We start from the raw sequence: 25,912 nt of genomic DNA, 5'->3' as shown, positions 1-25,912 counted from the left end.
TATGGGGTACTGGGTTACTCATGCCTTGCCCCGCGGATCCGGGCTTGTACCCGAAGCACTCAAGCCCAGGGAGCCACTGCTATCAGAGCTCACAGGCTTTAACGCCAGAGGTAAACCGGCGACAACCAGAGTGACTCTATCGGCCTTGGCGGCAAGCGCCTGATTGAGCCAACCAGCCTCATCGACAAAACGCCGACTCAGCTCCCCAAGCGGCACTATGCCGGAGCCGACTTCGTTGCTCACCAGCAGCAGATCGCCGTCAAATCCGGCTACCGCCTGCAGCAAGGCCTCGCGTTCGCTAGCCATATCGGCACCAAAGCAGAGCTGGTTACTGAGCCAAAACGTCAGGCAGTCTACCAATACCGGCGCTCCAGAGCCTGAGCGCTGCACAAGCGCCTTGGCCAAATCGAGCGGCACCTCGGCCAACTGCCATTCGAGGCTGCCACCTTGGCGCGCAGTTTGATGGTGGGCGATACGCCGGGCCATCTCCTCATCGGCGGCCTCGGCCGTTGCCAGATACCAGGGTCGGACATTGGCCGGGCACAAGTCGGCCAGTTGCCGCTCGGCGTAACCACTCTTGCCGCTGCGGGCACCGCCCAGAATTAGATGGATCATGCAGGGCTGCCCCCCAATGCCAGCAACAGCATATAAACCGCCAGCTCACTCACCTGCTGCGCCGCTCCCAGGGTATCGCCGGTGTAACCGCCAATCTGGCGCCGGAACCAAAACACCAGGGCCCAACGCAGCAGCAACATGGTCGGCAGTAGCCAGAACAGCAGCGTGGTGGACAGCACTGCCGTCAGCACAATTCCAGTCAGCAGCAAAATACCCAACTCATTGAGCCCCTGCTGCTGCGCCAAAGGTTTGCTCTTGCCCTCGTCGCGAACATAGGTTTCGCTGAAGATAATGCTGGCCGCCGTCACCCGGCTGACACAGTGCGCCAATACCAGGGCCAGCGCTGCCTGGTTGATGTCGTAAAGTGCCAACTCCAGCAGTAACTGGTACTTGAGCAGCAACACCAACACCAATGCCAAGGCGCCATAGCTGCCAAGGCGGCTGTCTTTCATGATTTTCAGTTTATCTTCTACCCGCCAACCGCCGCCGAAACCATCTGCGGTATCGGCCAGGCCATCTTCATGAAAACCGCCGGTAACCAGCACACTGCTAATCATCGCCAGCACTATGGCGATAGAGCTTGGCAATATCCCGGCGGCCAGCAGTAACACCAAGGCGGAGACCAAGCCCACCACCACGCCCACCAGGCCAAAGTAGCGGCTGGCCTTGTTGAGGCTGTCGCTGTCCACCGTCAGGGCGCTGGGCACAGGAATACGGGTGAAAAAACCTATTGCGATCAAAAACAGCCGCAGCTGCCCGAGCCAGAATCCCATCAGAACACCTCTTGGGTAGCTGGCTCTACCACCTTGTCGACCCCGGCTTCACCAAAGCTGGCCATCTGGTTGTAGAAGTTGGCCGCCGCCTGCACCAAAGGCAGCGCCAGCGCCGCGCCCGAGCCTTCGCCCAACCTGAGCCCAAGCCGCAGCAAAGGCTTGGCGGACATGGCCTCTAGCAGCAACTTGTGGCCGCGCTCTTCAGACTCATGGGCAAAAATAAGATAATCCCTCACCCCCGGCGCCAAACGCACAGCCGCCAGCGCCGCTGTCGACGCGATAAAACCGTCCACCAGCACGGGCACGCCAAATTCGGCCGCCGCCAACATGGCTCCTGTCATCTGCACTATTTCAAAGCCACCCAGGCAGGCGAGGATACTGAGCGGCTCGGTCAGCTCGCAGTGGTGCAGCAGCAGTGCCTGCTCTATCAGCAGGCATTTGCGCTTAAGCGTCGCGGCATCTATACCGGTGCCGCGGCCGACACATTCACTCACAGGCAGGCCGGTCAGGGCGGCCATCACGGCGGCGGCAGAAGAGGTGTTGCCTATTCCCATCTCCCCCAGCGCCAGCAGGTTGCTGCCGGCATCGATATGGCGTTTTACCAAGGTGCGCGCCATGGCAAACCCTTGATGCACAGCGCCCAGAGTCATGGCGGCGCGTTTGTGGATAGGCCCGGTACCGGCGCCCAGACGCTGCTCTGTAACCTCGGGGATCCCCAAGGGGCTGAGAATGCCGCAGTCAATCACCTCCAGCTCGAAGCCGGTCTGGCGACAAAACACATTGATGGCGGCGCCGCCGGCAACAAAGTTGAGCACCATTTGGGTGGTCACCTCGCTGGGGGCAATCGACACCCCGGCCGCGGCAATACCATGGTCGGCGGCAAACACCAGCATCACGGGACGGCGGATGACCAACTCATCAGTGGCGGAACCGAGCTGAATGCGCCCCAACTGCAGCGCCAAAGCCTCCAACTCACCCAAAGCGCCCAGGGGTTTGGTCTTGTTGTCTATGCGGGCCTGAATCGCGTCATCCAGCGCGTGATTGATTGCTGCAACCTGGTACATCCTTCCCTCTCTTATCGTTATTGGCCGCGTTTACGCAGCACCATCAGGAAAAACAGACTGCCGATGGCCGAGGTGATCACCCCCACCGGCAGCTCTTGGGTGGGCAGTATGCTGCGAGCCAGCACATCGACCCAAACCATAAACAGGCCGCCCGCCAGTGCCGTCAGCACCATGGGATGCTGCCCCGGCAGCAACAACCTGACAATATGAGGCACCATCAGCCCCACAAAACCTATCCCGCCGCAGTGGGCCACCAAAGTGGCGGTAATAAGCGAGCATAACAGCAGCATGGAAACCCTGAGCCTTTGCACCCTGATTCCCAGAGTGTGGGCGGTTTCATCACCGGCAAGCATCGCCAGCACCTGGCGCTTGAAGGCCAGGATCACCAGCAAGGCCGCCAGCACCACCAGAGTGGGCAGTCCAAGCCCATCCCAACTGGCACGGGCAAAACTGCCCAGACTCCAAAACAGCAAGGAGGTGGTGGCCTGCGGGGTGGAAAAATACAAGATCAAGCTGGTGAGGGCGCTGAACATAAAGGAGATGGCGACCCCGGAGAGTAACATTCTCTCTATCTGGTTGCCGATATTCCTGCCCGCGAGCAGCAGTACCATAAGCACAGCCAAACTGGCACCGATAAAGGCTCCCAGCGGCAGCGATACCCCGGAGATGGCCGAACTCAGGCCAAGGCCGGTCGCTAAGGCGACCGAGACCACGGCGCCGAAGCTGGCGCCCGAGCTGATACCGAACAGGTAAGGATCGGCCAGCGGGTTGCGGGTCACCGCCTGCAATACATAACCCGACAATGCCAGACCGCTGCCGGCGATAAAGGCCAGCAAGATACGCGGCAGGCGCAGATCCCAGACGATACGCTCGCTGATGGCAGAAGGCTCACCCACGCCCAGCAGGTGTTTGCCAATCACTCTTGCCACATCGAAGAGACTGATATCGGCGGCGCCAAAACCGGCGGCGGCCAAGGGTGTCAACACAGTGCCGAGCAGCAACAGCAGCCAGCACCAGTAAAGTCTGGGCAAGGGCTTGAGAAACCAGCCGATAAGCGAGCGCCCCGGTGCGACCATGGAAGTAGTCATGCGCCACCTCCCACCGAGCCTGGGCGCCGGTCAGTTTCCTTGTGGGCAACACAGGTTTCGGCCGAGGCAGGCCCTGCCATTGGCTCGACTATCGCAGCGCCGTGAGCCTTGCCGTGACCAGGCTCTGGCGACTGATAGCCGTAAAAGTAGTGGATCAGCGGCCGTCCCAACTGCGGATGCGTCCCCACCTGGCAGCAGACGCCGAAGACACCGGCAATTCTGTCTTCGGTCAATACGCTCTGGGGCGAGCCGTGGGCAATACGGCGGCCGTTATCCAGCAGCAAGAGTTCGTCACACAGGGCCGAGGCCAGATTGAGATCGTGAATCGAGGCGATCACTGTGACCCCCAGGCTGCGCACCAGCTCGAGGATCTGGATCTGATAGCGGATATCCAGATGATTGGTGGGCTCGTCCAGGATCAAAAGCTTGGGGCGCTGCACTATGGCGCGGGCAATCAAGGCCCTTTGCTTCTCTCCGCCGGAAAGCTGCGCGAAGGGCTCTGCGGCCTTGTGCTGCAACCCGACCTGCGCCAATGCCGCCTGCACCTGGGCCTTGTCGGCCGCCGATGGCATATCAAACAACCCCTTGTGGGGAGTCAGTCCCATGGCCACTAATTGAGTCAGATCCAGTGCCAACTGGGCTGGGGTATCCTGCAGCACCACGGCCACCTCTTTGGCGAAGGCTTTGGCTGACAAACTATTGATATCCTGCCCAAACAGCTGGATCTGGCCGCGGTCCGGGCGGATATAACGATAGAGGCAGCGCAGCAGGCTCGACTTCCCGGCACCATTGGGGCCTATGAGCCCGAGCATCTTGCCGCTTGGCAGCTCAAAGCCCACATCGGCCAATACGCTGTGGCCACCGGGAAGCCAGCTAAGCTGTTGCACCTTGAGTGCCAGGCTCATAACCGCCCCCCGACATTGAGCCTGTGACCGGCAGAAGGCTCAGGCTGCAGTGGAAGAATCATCTATTCGCTCCCCCGGTTTACCCGCCCGGGTTTCTGGTTTGGTTTATCAGCCTGGGCAGGTCTCCTGACTCGTCGCCAAAGACGACTCACAGTTGCGGGCACAGTCCGGGCTTTCCCGGTTCCCTGGGTTGGTTCACCTGCAAAGGTGCCAACACCCTGGCTGCTGCCGCACTTGGCGGCCATTTGGGGTTATTATCCCGGTTTTATCGCCCGGCACAATTGCCTGGCGCAATCACCGCCGGGCGTTAGGCTAAGGCCCGTACTATTGCGGCCAGTGGAGCTTGCTGAAACACTGCCATTCTTGGTCACTTTCACCGCTGGCATCACGGCTGGCATAGAGGGTTATTCTGACCCAGGCCGCATAAGGTAGCTCCAAGGCGTTGAACACTGCCGCAGGCGGCATCTGCCCCGGCAGCAAAATCTCGGCCAGTAGCAACCGGATAACCCCGCTGTGAGTCAGGATCAGTGCCGCATCGGCGCTTGCTGAAGAACCAGAATCTCCTGAAACAGAGCTTTCGGAAGAACTAACCTCTCTAGCAAGCCAGCGCTGCACCATAGTCTGCCAGCCATCCAACACCCGGCTACGAAAGGCTGGCAGCGATTCCCCGCCCGGCGGAGTATTGGCCACGGGGTCACGCCAGAAGGCTTCAGCCGCCTCGCTATGCTGCTGATAGACACTCGCCACCTTCATGCCGTCCCAGTCACCGAAGTCCAGCTCCCAGAGCCAGTCATGCTGCTGCAGCGGCGCCGGGAAATAGTCAGGCATATCGGCCTTGAGCTCGGTGGCAAAAGCCTGGCAACGCAGGGCCGGAGAACTCAGCAGCGTCAGGCGTTCGGGCTGGCTCGGCAACTGCTCCAGCGCACTACTGATAGCCCGCCAGCTGCGCCACATCTGCGCTCTGCCCTCATCGCTCAGGGCCACATCACTGCGGCCGCGGATAATCTCGCCGCCTTCACATTCGCCGTGCCGCAGCAGATAGATATTCAGTTGCCTATGTTCAGCCACACACTTCTCCCGTCAGAGTCCGGTGGTTACCGGGCCAATTTAACCTTGCCGCAGGCCGCCGGAATCCGTATATTATGGACGTCTATACGTATAAATGTCCAAAATAACTTTCCGCGCCCACACACGCCTTTGGCTATCATGCCAGATAGTGTCCCGGGCGTCAGGTTGGCAGAGATGATGTCGCGGATGCCAAGCGCCGCGAATGTAAAACAGCAATAAGACAGGTATGAAAGGTAACCCTATGGCGACTTCCCAGCACTCCCCAGGCCAGACAGAGCTCAAGCTCAAACAGACCCTCGAAGAGCGGATCCTGATTTTAGATGGCGCCATGGGCACCATGATCCAGGACTACAAGCTGGAAGAAGCCGATTACCGCGGCGAGCGCTTCAAAGATTGGCATTGCGATGTCAAAGGCAACAATGATCTGCTGGTACTGACCCAGAGCGAGATCATCAAGACCATTCACAGGGAATACCTGCTGGCCGGTGCCGACATCATAGAATCCAACACCTTCAACGCCACCACCATTGCCATGGCCGACTACGAGATGCAGAGCCTGGCGGCGGAGATCAATTATCAAGGCGCCAGAATCGCCCGAGAAGTGGCCGATGAAGTGGCTGCCGCCAGCGGTATTCCCCGCTATGTGGCCGGGGTGCTCGGCCCCACCAACCGCACCTGTTCCATCAGCCCGGATGTGAATGACCCCGGCTTTCGCAACATACATTTCGACGATCTTGTGTTGGCCTACAGCGAATCCACCGAGGCGCTGATCGCCGGTGGCGCCGACATCATCCTGGTGGAAACCATCTTCGATACCCTCAATGCCAAGGCGGCGCTGTTTGCCATCGAAAATGTGTTCGAGAAACTGGACCAAAGGTTGCCGGTGATGATTTCCGGCACCATTACCGATGCCTCGGGCCGCACCCTGACAGGGCAAACCACAGAGGCCTTTTACCATTCTCTCAGACATATCAAGCCGCTGAGCATAGGCCTCAACTGCGCCCTGGGCCCGAAAGAACTGCGGCCCTATGTCGAGGAGCTTTCCCGTATCAGCGAGTGCTTTGTCTCGGCGCACCCCAATGCCGGTCTGCCCAATGAATTCGGCGGCTATGACGAGACTCCGGCGGAGATGGCAAGCGTGATAGGCCCCTGGGCCGAAGAGGGACTGCTCAATATTGTCGGCGGCTGCTGCGGCACCACGCCTGCGCATATCAAGGCGATTTCTGAAGCCGTTAGCCTTCATGCACCAAGGCCGCTGCCTGAGCTGCCGGTGGCATGTCGCCTCTCCGGACTGGAACCCCTGACCATAGATGCAAACAGCCTGTTTGTGAATGTGGGCGAGCGCACCAATGTCACCGGCTCGGCCCGGTTTCTCAAGTTAATCAAAGAAGGCCAGTACGAAACCGCGCTGGAGGTGGCCCGTGACCAGGTAGAAAACGGCGCCCAGATCATAGATATCAACATGGATGAGGGCATGCTCAACGGGGTCGAGATGATGCAGAAATTCCTCAACCTTATCGCCTCCGAGCCGGATATCAGCAAGGTGCCTGTGATGATAGACTCCTCCAAGTGGGAGGTGATTGAGGCCGGGCTCAAGTGCATTCAGGGCAAGGGAATAGTCAACTCCATCTCCCTCAAAGAGGGCGAGGCCAAGTTTATTGAACAGGCCAAACTGGTGAAGCGCTACGGCGCCGCCGCCATCATCATGGCCTTCGATGAACAGGGCCAGGCCGATACCCGGGAGCGCAAAACCGAAATCTGTACCCGCGCCTACCGGGTGCTGGTGGATAAGGTGGGCTTCCCGCCGGAAGATATTATCTTCGACCCCAATATCTTCGCCATCGCCACCGGCATAGAGGAGCATGATAACTATGCGGTGGACTTTATCGGCGCCATTGCAGATATCAAGGCCAACCTGCCCCATGCGATGATTTCCGGCGGGGTGTCCAACGTTTCTTTCTCTTTCCGCGGCAACAACCCGGTGCGGGAAGCCATTCATGCCGTGTTCCTCTATCACGCCATCAAGGCGGGTATGGATATGGGCATAGTCAACGCCGGTCAGTTGGCCATCTATGACGATATCGACCCTGAGCTGAAGCAGAAGGTAGAGGCCGTGGTGCTCAACCTGCCCTGCCCGGTTGCCGACTCCAGTAACACAGAGCAGCTGCTCGAAGTCGCCGAGAAGTATCGCGGTGGCCCGGGCGGCGCAGGCAAGAAAGAAGATCTCGAATGGCGCAAGTTGCCGGTCAACAAACGCCTGGAACACGCGCTGGTGAAAGGGATCACCGAATACATAGACGCCGACACCGAAGAAGCGCGCCTGCAGGCCAAGCGGCCGCTGGATGTGATTGAAGGCCCGCTGATGGACGGCATGAACGTGGTGGGCGATCTCTTTGGCGCCGGTAAGATGTTTCTGCCGCAAGTGGTCAAGTCCGCCCGGGTGATGAAAAAGGCAGTCGCCTATCTCAACCCCTATATCGAAGCCGAAAAAGTAGAAGGCCAGAGCAACGGTAAGGTGCTGATGGTCACGGTCAAGGGCGATGTTCACGACATAGGCAAGAACATAGTCGGGGTGGTGCTGGCCTGTAACGGCTACGAAGTGATAGATCTCGGTGTCATGGTGCCGGTGGAGAAAATCATCGAAGTCGCCAAGGCCGAGAAGGTCGACATCATAGGCATGTCCGGGCTCATTACCCCGAGCCTGGATGAGATGGTGCACAACGTTAAAACCTTCGAGCGCGAAGGTCTGACCCTGCCGGCGATTATCGGTGGTGCCACCTGCTCCAAGATCCATACCGCAGTAAAGATAGCGCCCCATTACCCCCACGGCGCCATCTATATCGCCGATGCCTCGCGCGCCGTGCCCATGGTCAGCAAGCTCATCAACAATGAAACCCGCCAGGCCACCATAGACGAAACCTATCGCGAATATGAAATGATGCGCCAAAAGCGCCTGTCGCAGACCAAGCGCAAGCAGATTGTGCCCTTGCAGGTCGCACGGGATAACCGCTGCAGCCACGACTGGGCCAACTATCAAGCGGTGAAGCCCAACACCCCGGGGATCCAGGTGTTTGATGACTATCCGCTGGAGGACTTACTCGATCGCATCGACTGGACGCCGTTTTTCCGCGCCTGGGAGTTGCACGGTCATTTCCCGCAAATACTGGATGACGAAGTCGTTGGTACTGAGGCCCGTAAAGTCTATGCCGACGGCAAGGCGATGCTGGAGCAAATCATCCAAGAGAAGTGGCTCACCGCCAAGGGCGTTATCGGCCTCTTTCCCGCCAACAGCGTCAACTTCGATGATATAGAGATCTACACAGATGACTCTCGCAGCCAAGTGTTGCTGACCACCCATCATCTACGGATGCAGCTGGAGCGGGTGGGCAACCACAACTTCTGTCTCTCTGACTTTGTTGCTCCCAAAGAGAGCGGCGTGGCCGACTATATGGGGGGATTTGCGGTCACCGCCGGCCATGGCATCGATGCCCATATTGCCCGTTTCGAGGCGGCCCACGATGACTACAGCGCCATCATGCTCAAGTGTCTGGCCGACCGCCTGGCCGAAGCCTTCGCCGAGCGGATGCACGAGCGGGTGCGTAAGGAGTTCTGGGGTTATGCCAGCGAAGAAAACCTGGATAACGAGGCGCTTATTCGTGAAAAGTACAAGGGCATACGCCCGGCTCCTGGCTACCCTGCCTGCCCGGACCACACGGAAAAAGGCCTGCTTTGGCAGCTTCTTAAGCCAGATGAGTGTATCGACCTCAAGATTACCGAGAGCTTTGCCATGTACCCCACGGCGGCGGTCAGCGGCTGGTACTTTGCGCACCCGCAATCACGCTATTTTGGGGTAAGCAACATAGGCCGAGATCAGGTGGAAGACTACGCCCGCCGCAAAGGGATGACAGTCGCCGAAGCCGAAAAATGGCTGGCCCCCGTATTGGATTATGATCCTGAGTAAAAGAGGCTCTTAAGCGAACAACTGAGCTGTTCAGGGGCTCTCGCCTATTCGGGTGAGGGTCCCTGAATTCAAGACCGTTCCACATTTTTGATAACAGCCATACTCATCAAACACTTACTGTATCTCTCCTTCGCCCGTAAGCTGGTGCTTTTTGCAAGAACCTGAAACTGGGATTACTTTTAATGAGGTTGTCTCCATCACTTCATTGAAAAGGAATTCACTATGCGAACAGTGCATTTGGCCGCGGCCTTGCTTTGCCTATCTGGATGTACCAGTACACTCACCACAACGGTCATTAAAAGTAATGACGATCCCGGTGCAACATCGGCCAAGCAAGGTTTGGTTTACCATTTGCCGGCTTCATCGCAAACAGTAACGCTGACTCATAAATTGGTCTTTTGTCGTGTGGTCAATGATACCCTGGAGTTTGATTTCAACACTACCGCAACAGTCAAACAAACAGGGCATCCTGATCTAACCAAAGTATTCGTGATTAACCCTTCAGAGTTACATGCTTTCTCCAAAGCCTGGGGCATGAACGTGGTGATGCATCCCAATGGTTTGCTTAAATCCTTTTCCACCCATGCTGACGACAAATCCATAGAGTTGGGCATGGCGGCGATAAAAACCGTAGCCAACATTGCCGCCATTTCACAGGGAATTCCTATATCGATTGGTTCAGCTTCTCTCCCTCCAAGCGATAAAAACAACCAGGGGCAAGGCGTTACGCCTCCCAAAGCAGCTTGTATTCCAAAACTTTTGCATCAACCCTTGGTATCCGTGGTTATCGATAACCTGAAAGCTACAGTGACAAATAAACAAGGAGAGCTGAAGAAAAAACAGAAGCTCCTGGCCGCAAAAAAAGGGAATACCTCTGCAGAAGAAGCTGCGGTACTCAGCGCACAGAAAGCCGTATCCATGGCGACTCTTGAACTCGATACATTCCAGAAAGAAATCTCAGTGCAACGCGAATACACCATAGATACAGTATCAATCCCCCAAAATCAGCCTTATCTATTGCCTCTTGTTAGTGATGATTTCTTGCCTTGGGTAATATCCCGGGATACCGAGTTAAGAAATGACGTGGCGATAACTATGGCCAATAGATACCTATTTGGACTATCACTTGAAAAACTGGCTGATGTCGGATTAGCGAAAGAGAGCACCTTAAAAGCGGAAGAGGATTATCCGGGGTTGTATTACACAACGTTCGGAACCCGCAAACTACTATTAGTGCGACAAGACACTGCTAAGAAACAAAATAACCTGACGATGGTATTCAGCGGTTTTATTAATGCGCCTGAATTCGGCCACGTAGGCATTTTGCCCTACCAAAACCATATTGGAGAAAGTAACTCTTTTACGGCCGTATTCGACGCCAATGGTGCACTGACTTCAGTCGATTACGGAACTGAACGCCCTGCCTCAGAAAAAGTGGAGTCTGCCCTCTACGAGGTCACTGATTTTTATAGCGATTACGCCAATAATCGACAAACTATCCGCGATGCAGACAAGCTGGAGAGCCAGACATTGACCATCCACGCATTATCGATAGCCAATAGCACTTATCCGAACCTGACCGTTGATCAGTTAACCGCACGTGCCAGCATAGTCCAATCACTGCTCATCAAGCTTGGTGACACGGAGCAGAGTCGGGCGGCAATAACCTCTCTGTCGATGAACATAGACAATGACAATCTGATTCGATTAGCTGAGGCGTTATAAGCTGCCAAAGGTACTCGTCGGCTATCGAGTGGAACTGCTTAATATTTGCAATATAGGCAATTGGTTAGCCACCAATTGCCACTATGACTAGGGCTGATGTAATCGATATCCTGCTTCATTTTCTTTCACTAGTAAGGAAATACCTATTCGGGTCTGTTTCTTCTGTTAAAATCAGCGCAAATTGAATGTTTCAAACCAATGAGGAGCTTATGAATCCTATTATTGCCCTGCTGAAAGAGCACAATATCAGCGATGAACAAATAAACAGTCTGTTCCAGAGCCTGACCGAAAATCCCCTGATGGCCATGGGTACTCTGGGGCAGTTGGGATTACCGCCGGAAAAGCTGCAGGGGTTGATGATGCAAGTGATGCAGAACCCGGCACTGATCAAAGAAGCCGTGGAAGAACTGGGACTGGATTTCTCCAAGGTTGAAGCCGCCAAAGCCCAAATGAACAAGTCTGTTTAATCTTGTGCGCCCTCAAGGCCTGACTCATTTGGCTTTGAGGGCCGATGTCATGTTCTGTCATTCATCAGGTATTAGGCTGACAAATTGGCTGTGCCATCAGCTCAGTTCGCTGCAACGCTTAGGAAGGTGCGAATAGGTCCTCGTGGCACTCTGGCTTACACAGCAATTGGCGCTCAAGGCATCTGACTGAAGGCATGCCGGGGCATGTTGAAGTCGGATAACGCAGAGAGCCGGTTGCTGTGAAAGCCCCGAAGGGCGTGGCTTACAGACCTGTCTGCTGTGTTGTGCTTCTTGCAAAGGACTAGGGCCATTTGCTGCGAACCACGCCTTGCATCCAGGCCTGTAAGCCGACGCAGAGCACACATGGGACTTGTTCGCACCTTCCATTTTTGATAGTTCTCTGAAGCAATACCCGTATCAAGCGCCCGGCAATTTCTGCAATAACTTTGATGCCCGTCCGGATTGGCCGCTGTCACTCGTGCCGGCGTATTACCAAAATCAGTGGGATAGGGATGAAATATATGTTCCTCACCATGAGTCGTTGAACAGTTGGGACACGACTTAAACTTCCGACCGCTTCCCGGCTCCTGCTTACGTAACATTCCGTTATTCAAACGCCCACCACAAAAGTTACAGCTCATCAGCACTCTCCCTGTTATTAACTGATATTCAGCATGGCAAACAGCTCACGCTGAGCAAAAGATAACCAAAGGTGTGTTGAAAGCCAATCTATTCCCTCTTGTCTCTCCGCCATCGCCCTCACCTAACACAAGATTGAGACAAACCGTGTGCGCTTAACAAAAACGCTACAAAACGCTACATCATTTGCCGTGCCTCCCATTGAGTCGGCGTGCTTAAGTAGGTGCTCGGTCAATATTCGGCCAAGGAAGTATGGGTCGATGATCGAAAGCTGAATTTATCCCAATCATACAGGAGGTATTACAGTGACAAGATCTCAGTGGTTCCAGCGTCTATCGGCGCTATGTCTCGTCTCAGCCAGTTTGCTGCTGACACCGGCAGCCGTGGCCCAAAAACATCTCAAACAAAATCTCAGTCAATTGACCAGTCAGGCGTCCAGCATAGTCTCGGGCCAAGTGGTGTCTGTGACCGATGGCTTTGATGAGCGCAAACGCCCCTATACCCAGATCACTATTCGGGTAGGTATGGATGCCAAGAACAAACATAAGGCAGGCAGCGAATATACCTTCCGCCAGTTTGGTTTGCTCAAGCCCCGTTCCATGGGTAACGGCAAAGTCTACCTGGGCGTATCCCCCGAAGGCTTCGCCCGCTGGTCGGTTGGCGAGCAGGTAGTGGCCTTTATGAATCCGGATCTTGGTGCAGGCCTGACTTCTACCGTAGGGCTGGAACAAGGCAAATTCATTGTGCAAAACGGCAAAGTCAGCAATCAACTGGGCAACATAGGCCTGTTTGATGGCATGAACACCCAGTCGCTCAGCCCTGAAGAGCAGAGCCTTATCACCACAGCCGGTGCTGTGGATGCCGCCGCATTTATGTCTCTGGTTGGCAAACTGGTACAGGAGGCCAAATAATGAAGCTTTCAAGAATTGCCACGGCCTTACTGTTGGGCTCAGTCTCCTCTGCCGCGCTGGCCGGTGGCCCGCTGTATATTCACGAACCCACAATGCAGCCCTATAAGTGGGATACTTCCAAGGGTGCGATTCCCGTCTATACCGACGGCGGACCTGTGATTAAAAACAAGGATGGGGTTGACGTACAAACCTTCACCATTCTGGAAAAGGGGCAGGTGTTCAATCTCGACATCACACTGCCGGACGGCACTGTTATCCCGGCAGGTACAGTGCTGGACCGGGATTACACCTTCCTCAGCATAGCTCAGGCCAATGCCATTACCGCCAAGGCCGTGGGCGAATGGTCAGCGGTGGAAACCTCCACCTTTGAGATGTCGGTGCAGGGCACCATTGAACAGCAAATCGGCATCAAGGACGTCAATCAAACCAATGTCGATCAGATCTATTCCGCCGTAAACGGCTATGGTTTCTGGGTCAACTATGACACCGACGGCCAGATACTGGAACAGTATTTCGGCGTACCACGCAGCCAGGTCCTGGGGATAGCCTTCCCCGAGTGGGCCGATGAAGAAACCGGTGAAATCCTCGAGGCCACTGCCTTGATGAACGGCTGGTACGTGGGTATAGATGACACAGAAGGCGAAATGATTGCCGGGGTATTTACCCATGAATTCGGCCACGCCCTCAACATGTCGCATTCCCAGGCCAATGGCCATCTCAGCTATATGTCAGCCTCTTATAGCCCGCAATATGACGGGGTACCGGGTTGCGCCATTACCAATCAATACACCAGCGCCAGCCAGATAGCGCCGGACACTATTGAAACCATGTTCCCCTTCATCAATGTGTTAGGAGTTCAGGGTGCCGAGCAATCAACGGTCAATGTGCGCGACGACATAGTCAACCTGTCCGATCTCTACCCTACAGCGGAATATCGTTCTGGCTACGGCTCGATTTCCGGCACCTTGTACACCAAGGAAGGAGTGGACTATTCGGGTATGAACATGGTGGCCCGCAACCTGGATAACCCTCTGTACGATGTGGTCACTCAACAGTCCGGCAACCTGACTCAAGGGCTTGTAGGCCCGGATGGCAAGTTCACCATCAATGGTCTGACACCCGGCGGTCGCTATGTACTCTATATGGAGACTATCAAGGCGGGAGGCTATCCAACCCGACAAACCGCCCTCTTGTCAGAGGCCGAATACTGGAACAGCAATGAAAGCAGCAATCCGGCCAGCGATAGAGCCTGTGATTTCACTCCTATCATTGCCGAAGCCGGGGTGACCAAACAGGCCGATATCTATTTCAACGGCTATAGCGATGGCATCCAATATACACCGCTGGTAAGCGCCTTTGTGCTGGATCATGCCAAGAACGGCAAACGTGCCATGGGGATAGCCGGCACTACGCCTTTCCTCTATGACAGCACCAAGAAAGCCCTGTTCGAGCTGCACCCGGCCGGTAATGCCGTGGTTGCCGGACACGCCACCATGAACAAAAACGCCACCAAGGCCGGTGTTATGGCGGACTTCAGTGGCAACGGCATCAGCAATGCCGCCATCTGGGATCTGCGTAGCGACAAACTAACCTCGCTTGGGGATCTCAACGGTAACAGCTGCGGTGGCTCGGGGCAGTCAGGCACCAACTCCAGCTATGTCTGGGATATGGATGACAATGGCGACACAGTTGTCGGCACCGCCTATCTGGATACTGACGGTAACGGCGCCTGCCAGAGTGCATTCAAGGACGAGATAGTGCCCTTTATCTGGACCAAGAAGGCCGGTATGCAGCAACTGCCTTACCAATTCGCCGAAAAGGTTCAGTGGCTGCGTGCCGACAGGATAGCCGGCAACGGCAGTACTATTACCGGCACTTATGATGGCACCAGTCAGGTTGCCTGGGTCGATGGACGCTTCCACGACACCTCTGCTGAGTTTGGCGCCCAGGACTCCTCGGTGATATCCAACGACGGCAGCACAGTTGGCTTTGGCACCCGCACCGGAGTCACCCTATGGCATACGGACTCGGGCCAACAGGAGCACATAGGCAGCCTGCGCTGGTGTGAGCAGGTACCTTTCAATCACTTCTTCCTGGGTAATCTGTGTGCCGAAGGTTGGGATCACGACAGTATCAGTGCCGAATTTGGCGTACCGCGTATGCTGCTGCTTGATGCCAGCGACGATCTGTCGATGATTACCGCTCGCTCCGGCAGCCTGTTTACCGGTTTCAGTGGTGGTATCTACCTGGAAGGTTTGGGTTGGATGAGCACCAAGGAGTTCTTCGCCAAGCAAGGCGTTACCGAAGCCAAGGCACTGACCATAGACAACCCTTTTGCCATCAGTGCCAACGGCTCTGAAATGATGGGTGGTATCGCAGGAGCTGTCTTGTCTATCGATGTCGATCTGAACAAGGCCTTTGTCTGCCGGGAGGGCCAGGATGTTCAGCTCAGCTTCCCAAAACAGGTTGTTGCTGCCGTCAAAGGCGGAGCCGAGTTTGGTCGCTGTGCCCACCTGAACGATTGATGCAAAGTTGAAGTAAACAACTGCCAACGGGAGCCTCAGGGCTCCCGTTTTTTGTCTGCCTAAAACCTTCCATCATGCGGTTGTTCTCAAGCCAGGCTGCCACTTTCCAACCGAAGAAATTGGTGCATCTAATTCCTTAGGCTTTCATGAATTACTGGCTCTGCTATAATTTGTGCCCGAAATTTCCAGGCATTTCCAGACGAGCGGTAAGCCATGTCCACTACAGGTGTTGAACTCTTTAATCCCGGCCAACAGGCACAAGCCCCTGATGCCGCCCCCAGCCAAGCGGTGCAACTGGCCGACAACAAGCTGGAGTTGATGGCTCCGGCCAAGAATGCCGATTTCGGTATTGAGGCCATTCGCCACGGGGCGGATGCCGTCTACATTGGTGGCCCGGCGTTCGGTGCCCGCCATACTGCCGGCAACTGTGTCGAGGACATTGCCCGCCTGTGTGAGTTTGCCCATAGGTATCACGCCCAGGTATTTGTCACCTTCAATACCATATTGCTGGACGATGAACTGGAAGAGGCCAAGCGCCTGATCTGGGCCGTGTACGAGGCCGGTGCCGATGCCATTATTGTGCAGGACCTGGGGCTGCTTGAGCTGGACTTGCCACCGATTGCACTGCATGCCAGCACTCAGATGGATAACAGGGTTCCGGCCAAAGTCGCCTTTCTCGAGCATGTGGGCTTCTCCCAAGTAGTGTTGGCGCGGGAGCTGAGTCTGAGCCAAATTCGCGCCGTGGCCGCCGAGACCAAGATGCGACTGGAGTTCTTTATCCATGGCGCCCTGTGCGTGGCCTACAGCGGCCAATGCTATATCAGTGAGGCCTACACAGACCGCAGTGCCAACCGCGGCGAATGCTCGCAGCAATGCCGGATGCCGGGTAATCTCAAGACCCGCCAGGGCGACATCATTGCCAGCAACGACCATATGCTGTCGCTGAAGGACAACAACCAGACAGATAACCTCGAAGCGCTGATCGATGCCGGGATCCGCTCCTTCAAGATAGAGGGCCGACTCAAGGACCTCAGCTACGTCAAGAATGTTACCGCTCACTACCGCCAGCAACTGGATGCCATCATGGCGCGTCGGCCCGAGTTTGAACCCTCGTCCCACGGCCGTTGCCACTACAGCTTCACCCCGGATCCGGACAAGAGCTTTAACCGTGGCAAGACGGACTACTTTGTCAATGAACGCAAGGCGGACATCGGCGACTTCCGTACTCCGAAATACTTGGGAGTAGAGGTAGGCAAAGTCAGCAAGATAGGCAAAGACTTCATCCAGGTCGACTCGGATGCCGAGTTCCACAACGGTGATGGCCTGGGCTTCTTCGCCGCCAACTATCAAAAGGCCAGGTTGTCGGATGACAAGCTGACAGGTTTTCGGGTCAACCGCGCCGAGGGTAACACCCTGTACCTGAAAAACATGCCGAAAGATCTCTATGTCGGTGCCACCTTGTATCGCAACAAAGATCAGGCCTTTGAAGCCCTGCTGGCCAAAGAATCTGCCGAGCGAACCCTGTTGCTGGACTTCAGCCTCAGCAATACCCAGACAGGTCTGGCGCTGACCGCCGCCGACCGTCATGGCCATCAGGCGACAGTGACCGCTGACTTCGAAAAACAGCAGGCCAAGGATATTACCCGCAACCGTGAATCACTCGGCAAGCATCTCGCCAAGCTGGGCAATACAGATTTTCGTCTCGGACAAGTGGATTTGGGCGATGCCGAAGCCGTTTTTGTACCGGCATCCATCATCAATGGCCTGCGCCGTGATGCCATTGCTGCGCTGGACGAAGCGCGCATTCAGGGGTATCAAAGACCCACGCCCTGGGTACGGGACGACAGCGCCCGCTTCCCGCAGCGCAGCCTGACCTATCTTGGCAATGTGGCCAACCAAAAAGCCAAGGACTTCTATACCCGTCACGGGGTGGTGTCCATCCGTGATGCCTATGAAGTGCGGCCGGTAAAAGGCGATGCGCCTTTGATGATCACCAAGCACTGCATACGTTACAGCTACAACATGTGCCCCAAAGAAGTGCCGGGGATCAAGGCAGAGCCGCTGGAAATGGAGCTGGGTGGCAAGCAGTTCAAGCTGGTGTTCGACTGCCATAAGTGTGAAATGCTGTTGGTGGGTTAAGGAGAAAAACATGGGATTTTTGAACGCCTTGATGGGCAACGCCAGTGAAGTGGATCTGGATAAACTCAACGAAGAACTGACGCCGATTATGGCCGACAGCGAACAGTTGCAGCTGGCCTATAAACTGGTTCGCGACATGTTTGTCTTCACCAACAAGCGCCTGATCTTAATAGATAAACAAGGCATGACCGGCAAGAAAGTGAGTTATCACTCCATCCCCTACAAGGCGATAGTGCACTTTGAAGTGGAAACCGCCGGGCGCTTCGACATGGATGCCGAACTCAAGCTGTGGATCTCAGGCCAGGCAGAGCCCCTGGTCAAAGAGCTCAAGCGCGGCACTGATGTGGTGGGTATTCAAAAGACCATAGCCAAATTCACGCTCTGAGGTTAAAAAAGTCTAAGATCCGCTATTTGACAGGGAAAGCGCTTCTTCAATGCCGGTCTGCGCCACAAACTCCTCATCGTGACTGACCAGAATAAAAGCGCCAGGGTATGCTGCCAGCGCCGCGGCCAGACGCGCTTTCGATTCAATATCCAGATGATTGTCAGGCTCATCCAGCAGCAGTAAGGGATTGCTCCGCTGGTGACTGACATAAAGCATGGCCAGCTTCATCTTTTCACCGCCGCTGAGACAAGCCACAGTGCGGTGCACCTGCTCGGCGCGAAAGCCTATCTGGGCCAGCAGAGTGCGGCGCTGACTGTCATCCATCAGGCTGGGATTCACCTGGTTATGATCAATCGGGCTGCTATCAACTTGAGCACAGCGCTGCAGGGTTTCCAACAGTGTCCACTCTGGCTTGAGTAAGCTGAAATGCTGATCCAGATAGACACTGTGGCCATTGAGTTGCACTTGCCCAGCGCTCAACGCCAGCCTAGCTTGCAAGACCCGAAGCAAGCTGGACTTACCACTGCCATTGGCCCCCGCCAAACGCAGTTTCTCGCCACTGCTGAGGGTTAAATTGATAGGTTCTCGACTGCCATAGGGCAAGACAGCGTCCAATAGCCGTACCAAACTCTGCTTTGCCACTGGCTGGCCATGGGTTTCGCGCCCCAGAGTCAGGTTTTGCCTACGCCTTTGCTCACACTGCTGTTTCAGCCCGTCAAGCTCAGAGTCCAGCAGTCGCTGATGTCGCCGCTCCCGGGTCGACATGGCCGCCGCATTGGCACCGGCCCGCTCTTTTTGACGGTCGAGCAACACCTTGGCCTGGCTGCCACTGCGCGCCAATTTCTCCCCTTTGGCTGCTCTCTGTTGTGCCCGCTCCCGACTCAACTGCGCCTGCTTTCTTGCCTGACACCGGGCCTTGACGACATTCTCCAACCTGCGTTCAAGCGCTTGCTGTGCCAGGGTGTGCTGATGCCAATAGCTGTCATAGTTGCCGCCATAGGAATCCAGCCCCAAGCTGTTGAGCTCCCAGATTTCATCCATCTGTCGCAGCAGATCTATATCGTGGCTTATCAGCAGGATCTGCCCCGAAAATGCCGACATCCGCTGCCACAGCCACTGTCTGCCGCCTCTGTCCAAATGATTGGAAGGCTCATCGAGCAGCAACCAGTCGGCCTCGCTTTGAAACAAACGCCATAGTTTCAGCTTGGCCTGCTGGCCGCCGCTGAGGCGTTCGAACTCAAGCTCGGGCTCTGCCGGCAACCCCAGCTCCCGGCAGAGTTCGCAAAAGGTTTGCCGCACCTGCCAGTCGTCATTGAGCTGCTCAAACCAATGACTGTCACAACAGCCCTGCTCTATTTGTGTCAGTGCCTGTAATCTGGTCGCCAAACCCAGGCATTGGCTCAGGTAGCTTCCGGTTTGCATTGTTGGCACTTGGGATGAGGGGCCATCAACCCGGCTTGCTGCGGCCGTTAGCAGCTTTGGTTCTTGCTGCTGCCGGTATATACCGCAAATGCCCCGGCGCTCAACCGTGCCGCTATCCGGCGCTCTCAAACCGCAGAGTATTTCGCCCAGCAAACTCTTGCCTATGCCGTTGCGACCAATCAGGCCGGTCATTCTAGCGCTCAGGTTACAGCTGATATCGGCAAACAATGGCTCAAGGCCATGAGTATAGAGTGAGATTTGTCTTGCATTAAATGCCTGCATCTTGCCTCCTGCAGACAGGGAGGCACGGCGAGATCCGATCCGGGTTTAAGCAGTCATGATATGGCGAATGAGTGCCAACTGACTGCAACAATAAAGACTTGAGCGAACACGCCGACCGACCCTGCCAATCTAATAATGGAAAAGTAAAAAAGATTGGTGATCAGGTGTCAGTTGTTCATTTTGGCGTGAGCTCCAATAGGCGAGGATGGCGGAATTATAACCGCCTGAGACAACAAAAATCCAGCTTGTCCCCTTTGGGGGTTGTCCTTTGGGATGAGAGTGCGGCTCAAAACTAAACAGGATGCTAGAGCAGTCTATGACTCAGCTCAATATCATTGTTCCTTCTGACTTCTATTGACTAAATATCCTCAATAGCGGATATTTAGTCAATTATACCCACCGGGGTATAAAGTAACATTTATCCCAACAAAGGGATAAATGTTATCTCATCCTCTAGTGGGGATATGAGATAACTTTAAAATTCATCTCTAATCATTGAGGGCTGGAACTAATGATATATAGTCCAAAGCAACTCGCAGATATGATGCTACTGATACGCCAAAAGAATGGCTGGACTCAGTCAGAGTTGGCGAAAAAAGTCGGTATAAAGCAAGCAACAATCTCGAACTTCGAGAACAACCCCAACAAAACAACGCTTTCTACCTTCTTTAAGCTTGTACAAGCGATGGATCTAACACTGAGTATCCAAGAAAAAACACAGCTGACTTCGCCAAGTGAAAATGATGATGAGAGTTGGTAATGCAAAAGCTAATAGCATACATGAATGGTGAACTTGTTGGCACCTTGGCGAAGCATAAGAACGGCGCTCACACTTTTCAATATGATAAGGACTGGATAACCAATGCAATGGCTCGCCCACTGTCATTGTCTTTGAGGCTTCAATTACCGACTATCACTTCCGATGCCGTTATCAACTATTTTGACAACCTCTTACCAGACAGCCCACAAGTCAGAGATAGGATCGTTGCAAGGTACAGAGCCTCGTCCAAACAACCATTTGATCTCTTGAAAGAAATTGGAAAGGATAGTGTTGGTGCTATTGCACTATTTCCTCCCGAACACCCCTATAAAAAAGAGCCACTCAGCTACGAAATATTGGATAACAAGAAACTAGAAGCCGTTCTTTCTGCATACAAGTCTGATATTCCCCTCGGAATGCTCAAAGAGGAAGAAGACTTTAGGATCTCAGTGGCAGGTGCTCAAGAAAAAACCGCACTCTTATTCATTGATGGACAATGGTGTATACCGAAAGGAAACACCCCAACCACTCACATTATCAAGCTGCCAATAGGCGAAATACCACAAGCTAGCGCGACACTGGATCTCAAAGATAGCGTAGAAAATGAATATCTTTGCATTGAGCTAGCTAAAGCGCTGGGATTCGCAGTTCCCAGCGTCAATATAATCAAAACAGACAACCTTAAAGCTTTAGCTGTAGAACGATTTGATCGACGCTGGACAAAAGACAGAGCAGGCTTGCTACGCTTACCTCAAGAAGATATTTGCCAAGTGTTTGGTATGCCATCATCCATCAAATATGAATCTCAAGGTGGTCCAGGCATAGAACAGATCATGAAGTTACTAATGGGCTCAAGTAATGCACTTGAAGATCAATATAACTTCATGAGATTCCAGGTATTTCAATGGATCATTGGGGCTACGGATGGACATGCTAAAAACTTTTCTATCTATATTGATAGAGGAGGTAGCTATCGACTCACTCCATTCTACGACATTCTTTCAGCCTACCCATTACTGGGAGGAAAAGGACTCAATATTAGACAACTTAAGCTCGCAATGGGGTTAAAAGCCACAAAAGGCAAGAAGTATGAAATCAATAAAATCCTGCCTCGTCACTTTTTAGATACTGCTAAAGCTGTGAATTTTAGTCAGGATAAGATGCAAAGAATAATGGATGAAATGAAAGGTGCGTTACCTGAGGCAATCTCGCAAGTAAGGGCGAATCTACCGGAGGGCTTTCCAGAGCATATCTCCAACTCAATTTTTGAGAATGCCAACAAAATAATTAAAAAAATCTAGCTATAAGCTATTAATTTTAAATGCTATTTCCATAAGCGGATGCGGGTTAATTTCCTTTTTAAGTAAGATTTTCATTACCCGTGCCAATCTAAAAAAGGATGCCGCAGCATCCTTTTTCTCAAGCCGTTAGCCGGGGCAACTTACTGCTGCTCGGCCGTCTGGTTTTCCGTGGTTTGCTTCAATAGCCGACTGGTCATGGTACCTGCGGTCATGGAGCCGGATACGTTCAAGGCGGTACGCGCCATATCAATCAGCGGCTCGATGGAGATCAGCAGCGCCACAATGGCCACCGGCAGCCCCATGGCAGGCAGGACAATTAGCGCCGCAAATGTTGCACCGCCACCGACGCCGGCTATCCCGAAGGAGCTGATGGTCACTATGGCAATCAAGGACAGCATGAAATGCAAGTCCAGTGGATCTATGCCCATGCTGGGCGCCACCATGACAGCCAACATGGCAGGATAGATACCGGCGCAGCCGTTCTGACCGATAGTGGCACCGAACGAGGCCGCCAGATTGGCAATGGCCGGCGGCACATTCAGCTGGGTCACCTGAGCCTCGACATTCAATGGAATAGTCGCCGCCGAACTGCGCGACGAGAAGGCAAAGGTCAGCACGGGCCAAATTTTACGGAAGTAGTCCAGCGGGCTAACGCCTACCATGGCCACCAGCATGCCGTGAACAACAAACATCAGCAGGATGGCGACGTAAGACGCCAGAATAAAACCCAACAGGTTGAGCATGTCGGCAGCGCTGGAAGAGGCGACCACCTTGGCCATCAGCGCGGCAATACCATAAGGAGTCAGCGCCATAATCATCTTCACCAGGCGCATAACAATCGCCTGCGCACCTTCAACAAAGGTCCGTATGGGGGATTCCAGTTGCTCTTTCTCATGCATCACTTTGCGGGCCGCTATCCCGAGGAGGATACCGAAAATCACCACGGCAATGATGGAAGTGGAACGGGTACCGGCCAGATCGGCAAAAGGATTTACCGGAATAAAGCTCAGCAGCATTTGCGGTACAGTCAGATCGGCAATCGAAGCCGCCTTGGTATCCAATACCGCCATTTGCGCCGTTTCCCGGCTACCGGCTATCAGCCCCTCGGCAGAAATCCCTGAGATGGAAGTGACCAGAATACCTATCAAAGCCGCTACGGCCGTGGTCGCCATCAAAATAAATATGGTCAGGGAGGAGATCTTGCCGAGCGAGCCGCCCTTATCCAACTTGACCACTGCCGCTACCATGGACACCAACACCAAGGGCATGATCACCATCTTCAGCAAGGCCACATAGCCACCACCGACTATGGCTATCCAACTGAGCGTCTCTGCAGTGACCGGGCTGTCCACGCCAAAGTAAGACTGCATCAGGAAACCATAGGCACTGCCGAGGATTAAACCGATCAGCACCAGACGGGATAATTTGTGCTCTTTTTGCTGTTGGTGAAACAGAATAAACAGAACGCCGAGAAATACCGCAATGGATGCGATAACTGCAATAGACATATGGAACCTTATACGGGAAACGGTATATGAAGAGAGAATCTACCGCATAATAAGCGCTAGTTTAAGCACGACAAAATATTAAGTTATTATTCTTTATAGCCTCTGATTATAAATAACCTGACTTAACCCCACACAAAACGGCCAAATTTCGCACGATACCGTACAAGCGCTAACAGAAAGTTACACAAAATAATCCCATCAAGCCGTGCCCGGATAAGCTTGTTTTCATCATCCGGGGATATACTCCCGAGGCAGCCTTCGCTGCCGAATATAATAACTATCTGTATCTAAAGGAGACTTTCCGTGAAGAAGGTTGGAATTCTGTTGCTCTGCCTCTTGATGCCACTGGCATCGGCGTGGGCAGAGCCGGGCAAGCCCTTGTCGGTTGAGCTATTGTGGCAACTCAAGCGTATCGGCAGCCCGGTAGTATCGCCCGGCGGCGAGCATATCATCGCCCCCGTGACCGAGTATGATGTCAAGGCCGACAAAGGGTCGACCCAACTTTGGTACTTTGATGCCGATGGCAAACATCAACGCCCACTGACTGCCGCCGGACTCAAGGTGAGCAACCCGGTATTTTCTCCTGATGGCAACACTCTGGCCTTTGTCAGCCAGCGTAATGAAGACGATGCCGGGCAGATCTATCTGCTGCCGATGAATGGCCCGGGTGAAGCCCAGCGGTTGACCGAAGTGCCTACCGGCGTGTACGGCATCAAATGGGTAGGTAAACATCTCTATTTCATCAGCAACATCTTCCCCGGGCAGGACTGGAAGCAGATGCAAGAGCAGCTGAAAGCCGACAAGGACAACAAGACCTCGGCCAAGCAGTGGAATGCGCTGCCCTATGCCCAGTTCGATCACTGGCTGGATGAACGTCGTCAGGCGCATGTGTTCCGAATTCCTGCCAAGGGCGGCGAGATAGAAGCCATTACTCAAACACTGGGCCATGAGCTGCCTCGTTCGAGTCAAAGCGCCGGCAGCTATGATGTGTCTGCCGATGAGAAACTGATCGCCTTCAACGCCTACGGTTCCGACAACCGGGTCGATCCCAAGCTGGACATCTTCCTCGGCAAGATAGGCGCAGACAAGGCAGAAAACCTGACACCGGACAACGAAGCGCCCGATAGCCGCCCAAGCTTCAGCCCCGACGGCAAGACGCTGGCCTTCACTCGCCAGAAGATCCCGGGTTTCTATGCCGACACCTCCAGGCTGATGCTGCTGGATATCCACAGCCGTAAGCTCAAGACCCTGACCGCCAATTGGGACAGATCTGTGTCTCAGTTCAGTTGGACGCCGGATGGCAAAGGCTTCTACGCCGCCATTGATGATGCCGCCACCAGCCGTATCTATCATATCGATGCCAAGAGCGGCAAAGTGAAGGCGATCACCAAGGACACCAACTATGGTCAGCCGCAGATAGGCAAGAAAGGTACTCTGATTGCCCTCAACGACAGCTTCCTTTATCCGGCGCGACTGCTGGCGATCAATCCCAAGAACGGCAAGGGCCAAAGGCTGGAGCAGTTCAATGATGAACTGCTCAAGGATGTGGATCTGGGCAGCTATGAGTCTGTGACCTACAAGGGTTACAACAACCAGGATATCCAGATGTGGGTGCACTACCCACCGGGTTTCGATCGCAGCAAGAAGTACCCGCTGTTTATGCTGGTACACGGCGGCCCACACAACGCCATCAGTGATGGTTTCCACTATCGCTGGAACGCCCAGACCTTCGCCTCCTGGGGTTATGTCACTGCCTGGCCCAATTTCCACGGTTCCAGCGGCTTCGGCCAGGACTTTGCCGATGCCATCAACCCGGACTGGAAAAACAAGTCTCTGGATGATGTCCTCAAGGCAGCCGACTGGTTTGAACAAAAGAGCTGGATCGACAGCGATCGCATGGTGGCCGGTGGTGCCAGCTACGGCGGCTATCTGACTTCCATCATCCTCGGGCAGAAACATCCGTTCAAGGCGCTGTTGATCCATGCCGCCGTGTACGACATGTACTCCCAGATGGCTTCCGACTTCGCCGTACACAGCACCCGCTTCGGCCACTACTGGGAAAACCCGGAAATCTACCAGTCGATTTCACCCCATTACTTTGCCGCCGGTTTCAATACACCGACGCTGGTGAGCCATGGTCAGCTGGACTACCGGGTGCCCGTGGGACAAGGTTTTGAGCTGTTCCGCACCCTGCAAAGCCGTGGAGTGGAATCGCGGATGATCTATTTCCCCGATGAGAACCACTGGATCATGAAGCCCAATAACTCCATCTATTGGTATAACCAGGTCAAAGACTGGATGACCCATTATGCCGAGCCGGGCCCGCGTTAATCGCCGATAATCGGCATCCAAGCAAGAAGGCGACTCAGGGTCG

Annotated in this window: 18 protein-coding genes and 1 riboswitch; of the genes, 10 read left to right on the top strand and 8 right to left on the bottom strand. The window is 54.4% G+C overall.

Translation table 11 applies throughout. The annotated features are described in order from the left end of the window. Window positions 1-18: 18 nt before the first annotated feature. The 6 genes from cobU to ON072_RS08040 form a co-directional block, all read right to left on the bottom strand. Complete coding sequence (gene cobU, locus ON072_RS08065) at window positions 19-615, bottom strand: bifunctional adenosylcobinamide kinase/adenosylcobinamide-phosphate guanylyltransferase (RefSeq protein WP_101060116.1); 597 nt, start codon at window positions 613-615, stop codon at window positions 19-21. Next, window positions 612-1,388, bottom strand: coding sequence for an adenosylcobinamide-GDP ribazoletransferase (locus tag ON072_RS08060; protein WP_101060117.1), 777 nt, complete (start codon window positions 1,386-1,388; stop codon window positions 612-614). The genes cobU and ON072_RS08060 overlap by 4 nt, the downstream gene beginning before the upstream one ends. Beyond that, a complete protein-coding gene (gene cobT / locus ON072_RS08055; RefSeq protein WP_071237202.1) occupies window positions 1,388-2,452 on the bottom strand; it encodes a nicotinate-nucleotide--dimethylbenzimidazole phosphoribosyltransferase in 1,065 nt (354 codons plus the stop codon). Before cobT ends, ON072_RS08060 begins: the two co-directional genes overlap by 1 nt. A gap of 17 nt (window positions 2,453-2,469) precedes the next feature. Next, window positions 2,470-3,540 (bottom strand): FecCD family ABC transporter permease, encoded by a 1,071-nt coding sequence (locus ON072_RS08050; protein ID WP_234519380.1) that lies wholly within the window; start codon window positions 3,538-3,540, stop codon window positions 2,470-2,472. Beyond that, window positions 3,537-4,445 (bottom strand): ABC transporter ATP-binding protein, encoded by a 909-nt coding sequence (locus ON072_RS08045; RefSeq protein WP_144380476.1) that lies wholly within the window; start codon window positions 4,443-4,445, stop codon window positions 3,537-3,539. Before ON072_RS08045 ends, ON072_RS08050 begins: the two co-directional genes overlap by 4 nt. A 99-nt stretch (window positions 4,446-4,544) precedes the next feature. Continuing rightward, window positions 4,545-4,681, bottom strand: a riboswitch (cobalamin riboswitch). Window positions 4,682-4,769: 88 nt separating this feature from the next. After that, entirely contained in the window at window positions 4,770-5,513 is a 744-nt protein-coding gene (locus tag ON072_RS08040) for a histidine phosphatase family protein (protein WP_261753122.1), read from the bottom strand. 241 nt (window positions 5,514-5,754) lie between these two features. Between ON072_RS08040 and metH the strand changes: the two genes are divergently transcribed. The 7 genes from metH (at window position 5,755) to ON072_RS08005 (ending at window position 18,265) form a co-directional block, all read left to right on the top strand. After that, a complete protein-coding gene (metH, locus tag ON072_RS08035) occupies window positions 5,755-9,474 on the top strand; it encodes a methionine synthase (RefSeq protein WP_144380474.1) in 3,720 nt (1,239 codons plus the stop codon). 222 nt (window positions 9,475-9,696) lie between these two features. Then, window positions 9,697-11,199, top strand: a complete 1,503-nt coding sequence (locus tag ON072_RS08030; protein WP_025011259.1) for a hypothetical protein — start codon at window positions 9,697-9,699, stop codon at window positions 11,197-11,199. Between the two features lie 209 nt (window positions 11,200-11,408). Further along, window positions 11,409-11,666 carry a DUF2999 family protein gene (locus ON072_RS08025; RefSeq protein WP_025011260.1) on the top strand — a complete coding sequence of 86 codons (258 nt, stop codon included), beginning with the start codon at window positions 11,409-11,411 and terminating at the stop codon, window positions 11,664-11,666. A 944-nt stretch (window positions 11,667-12,610) separates the two neighbouring features. Next, window positions 12,611-13,216: a hypothetical protein gene (locus tag ON072_RS08020; protein ID WP_025011261.1), complete on the top strand. Its 606-nt coding sequence runs from the start codon at window positions 12,611-12,613 to the stop codon at window positions 13,214-13,216. Then, window positions 13,216-15,741, top strand: coding sequence for a hypothetical protein (locus tag ON072_RS08015; protein ID WP_261753121.1), 2,526 nt, complete (start codon window positions 13,216-13,218; stop codon window positions 15,739-15,741). The genes ON072_RS08020 and ON072_RS08015 overlap by 1 nt, the downstream gene beginning before the upstream one ends. A gap of 213 nt (window positions 15,742-15,954) precedes the next feature. Then, on the top strand, window positions 15,955-17,880 hold the full coding sequence (locus tag ON072_RS08010; protein WP_261753120.1) for a peptidase U32 family protein: 1,926 nt from the start codon (window positions 15,955-15,957) through the stop codon (window positions 17,878-17,880). A 10-nt stretch (window positions 17,881-17,890) separates the two neighbouring features. Further along, on the top strand, window positions 17,891-18,265 hold the full coding sequence (locus ON072_RS08005; RefSeq protein WP_014386412.1) for a PH domain-containing protein: 375 nt from the start codon (window positions 17,891-17,893) through the stop codon (window positions 18,263-18,265). 12 nt (window positions 18,266-18,277) lie between these two features. On the opposite strand, the gene ON072_RS08000 is transcribed toward ON072_RS08005, so the two are convergent. After that, window positions 18,278-19,969, bottom strand: coding sequence for an ATP-binding cassette domain-containing protein (locus tag ON072_RS08000; RefSeq protein ID WP_261753119.1), 1,692 nt, complete (start codon window positions 19,967-19,969; stop codon window positions 18,278-18,280). Window positions 19,970-20,480: 511 nt separating this feature from the next. Here ON072_RS08000 and hipB point away from each other — a divergent pair. Beyond that, window positions 20,481-20,729, top strand: a complete 249-nt coding sequence (gene hipB / locus ON072_RS07995; RefSeq protein WP_025011264.1) for a type II toxin-antitoxin system antitoxin HipB — start codon at window positions 20,481-20,483, stop codon at window positions 20,727-20,729. Beyond that, the gene (locus ON072_RS07990; RefSeq protein ID WP_144166193.1) at window positions 20,729-22,030 is read left to right on the top strand and encodes a type II toxin-antitoxin system HipA family toxin; all 1,302 of its coding nucleotides are present in this window, start codon (window positions 20,729-20,731) and stop codon (window positions 22,028-22,030) included. The genes hipB and ON072_RS07990 overlap by 1 nt, the downstream gene beginning before the upstream one ends. Before the next feature lie 140 nt (window positions 22,031-22,170). Here the strand turns inward: ON072_RS07990 and ON072_RS07985 are convergent, their stop codons facing one another. Then, the gene (locus ON072_RS07985) at window positions 22,171-23,538 is read right to left on the bottom strand and encodes an L-cystine transporter (protein WP_028781110.1); all 1,368 of its coding nucleotides are present in this window, start codon (window positions 23,536-23,538) and stop codon (window positions 22,171-22,173) included. Between the two features lie 303 nt (window positions 23,539-23,841). Between ON072_RS07985 and ON072_RS07980 the strand changes: the two genes are divergently transcribed. Then, entirely contained in the window at window positions 23,842-25,869 is a 2,028-nt protein-coding gene (locus ON072_RS07980) for a S9 family peptidase (protein ID WP_093982364.1), read from the top strand. Window positions 25,870-25,912 lie beyond the last annotated feature (43 nt).

It is taken from the genome of Shewanella sp. K8 (assembly GCF_028823715.1).
In the GTDB taxonomy this organism is placed as follows: Bacteria; Pseudomonadota; Gammaproteobacteria; order Enterobacterales; family Shewanellaceae; genus Shewanella; species Shewanella algae.
The sequence above is the reverse complement of the archived record's forward strand: the minus strand, read 5'-3'. Positions and strand labels throughout refer to the sequence as shown.

Coding starts and splice junctions, on each gene's coding strand:
- cobU (WP_101060116.1), bottom strand. CDS start 615: ATGATCCATCTAATTCTGGGCGGTGCCCGCAGCGGCAAGAGTGGTTAC.
- ON072_RS08060 (WP_101060117.1), bottom strand. CDS start 1,388: ATGGGATTCTGGCTCGGGCAGCTGCGGCTGTTTTTGATCGCAATAGGT.
- cobT (WP_071237202.1), bottom strand. CDS start 2,452: ATGTACCAGGTTGCAGCAATCAATCACGCGCTGGATGACGCGATTCAG.
- ON072_RS08050 (WP_234519380.1), bottom strand. CDS start 3,540: ATGACTACTTCCATGGTCGCACCGGGGCGCTCGCTTATCGGCTGGTTT.
- ON072_RS08045 (WP_144380476.1), bottom strand. CDS start 4,445: ATGAGCCTGGCACTCAAGGTGCAACAGCTTAGCTGGCTTCCCGGTGGC.
- metH (WP_144380474.1), top strand. CDS start 5,755: ATGGCGACTTCCCAGCACTCCCCAGGCCAGACAGAGCTCAAGCTCAAA.
- ON072_RS08030 (WP_025011259.1), top strand. CDS start 9,697: ATGCGAACAGTGCATTTGGCCGCGGCCTTGCTTTGCCTATCTGGATGT.
- ON072_RS08025 (WP_025011260.1), top strand. CDS start 11,409: ATGAATCCTATTATTGCCCTGCTGAAAGAGCACAATATCAGCGATGAA.
- ON072_RS08015 (WP_261753121.1), top strand. CDS start 13,216: ATGAAGCTTTCAAGAATTGCCACGGCCTTACTGTTGGGCTCAGTCTCC.
- ON072_RS08010 (WP_261753120.1), top strand. CDS start 15,955: ATGTCCACTACAGGTGTTGAACTCTTTAATCCCGGCCAACAGGCACAA.
- ON072_RS08005 (WP_014386412.1), top strand. CDS start 17,891: ATGGGATTTTTGAACGCCTTGATGGGCAACGCCAGTGAAGTGGATCTG.
- ON072_RS08000 (WP_261753119.1), bottom strand. CDS start 19,969: ATGCAGGCATTTAATGCAAGACAAATCTCACTCTATACTCATGGCCTT.
- hipB (WP_025011264.1), top strand. CDS start 20,481: ATGATATATAGTCCAAAGCAACTCGCAGATATGATGCTACTGATACGC.
- ON072_RS07990 (WP_144166193.1), top strand. CDS start 20,729: ATGCAAAAGCTAATAGCATACATGAATGGTGAACTTGTTGGCACCTTG.
- ON072_RS07985 (WP_028781110.1), bottom strand. CDS start 23,538: ATGTCTATTGCAGTTATCGCATCCATTGCGGTATTTCTCGGCGTTCTG.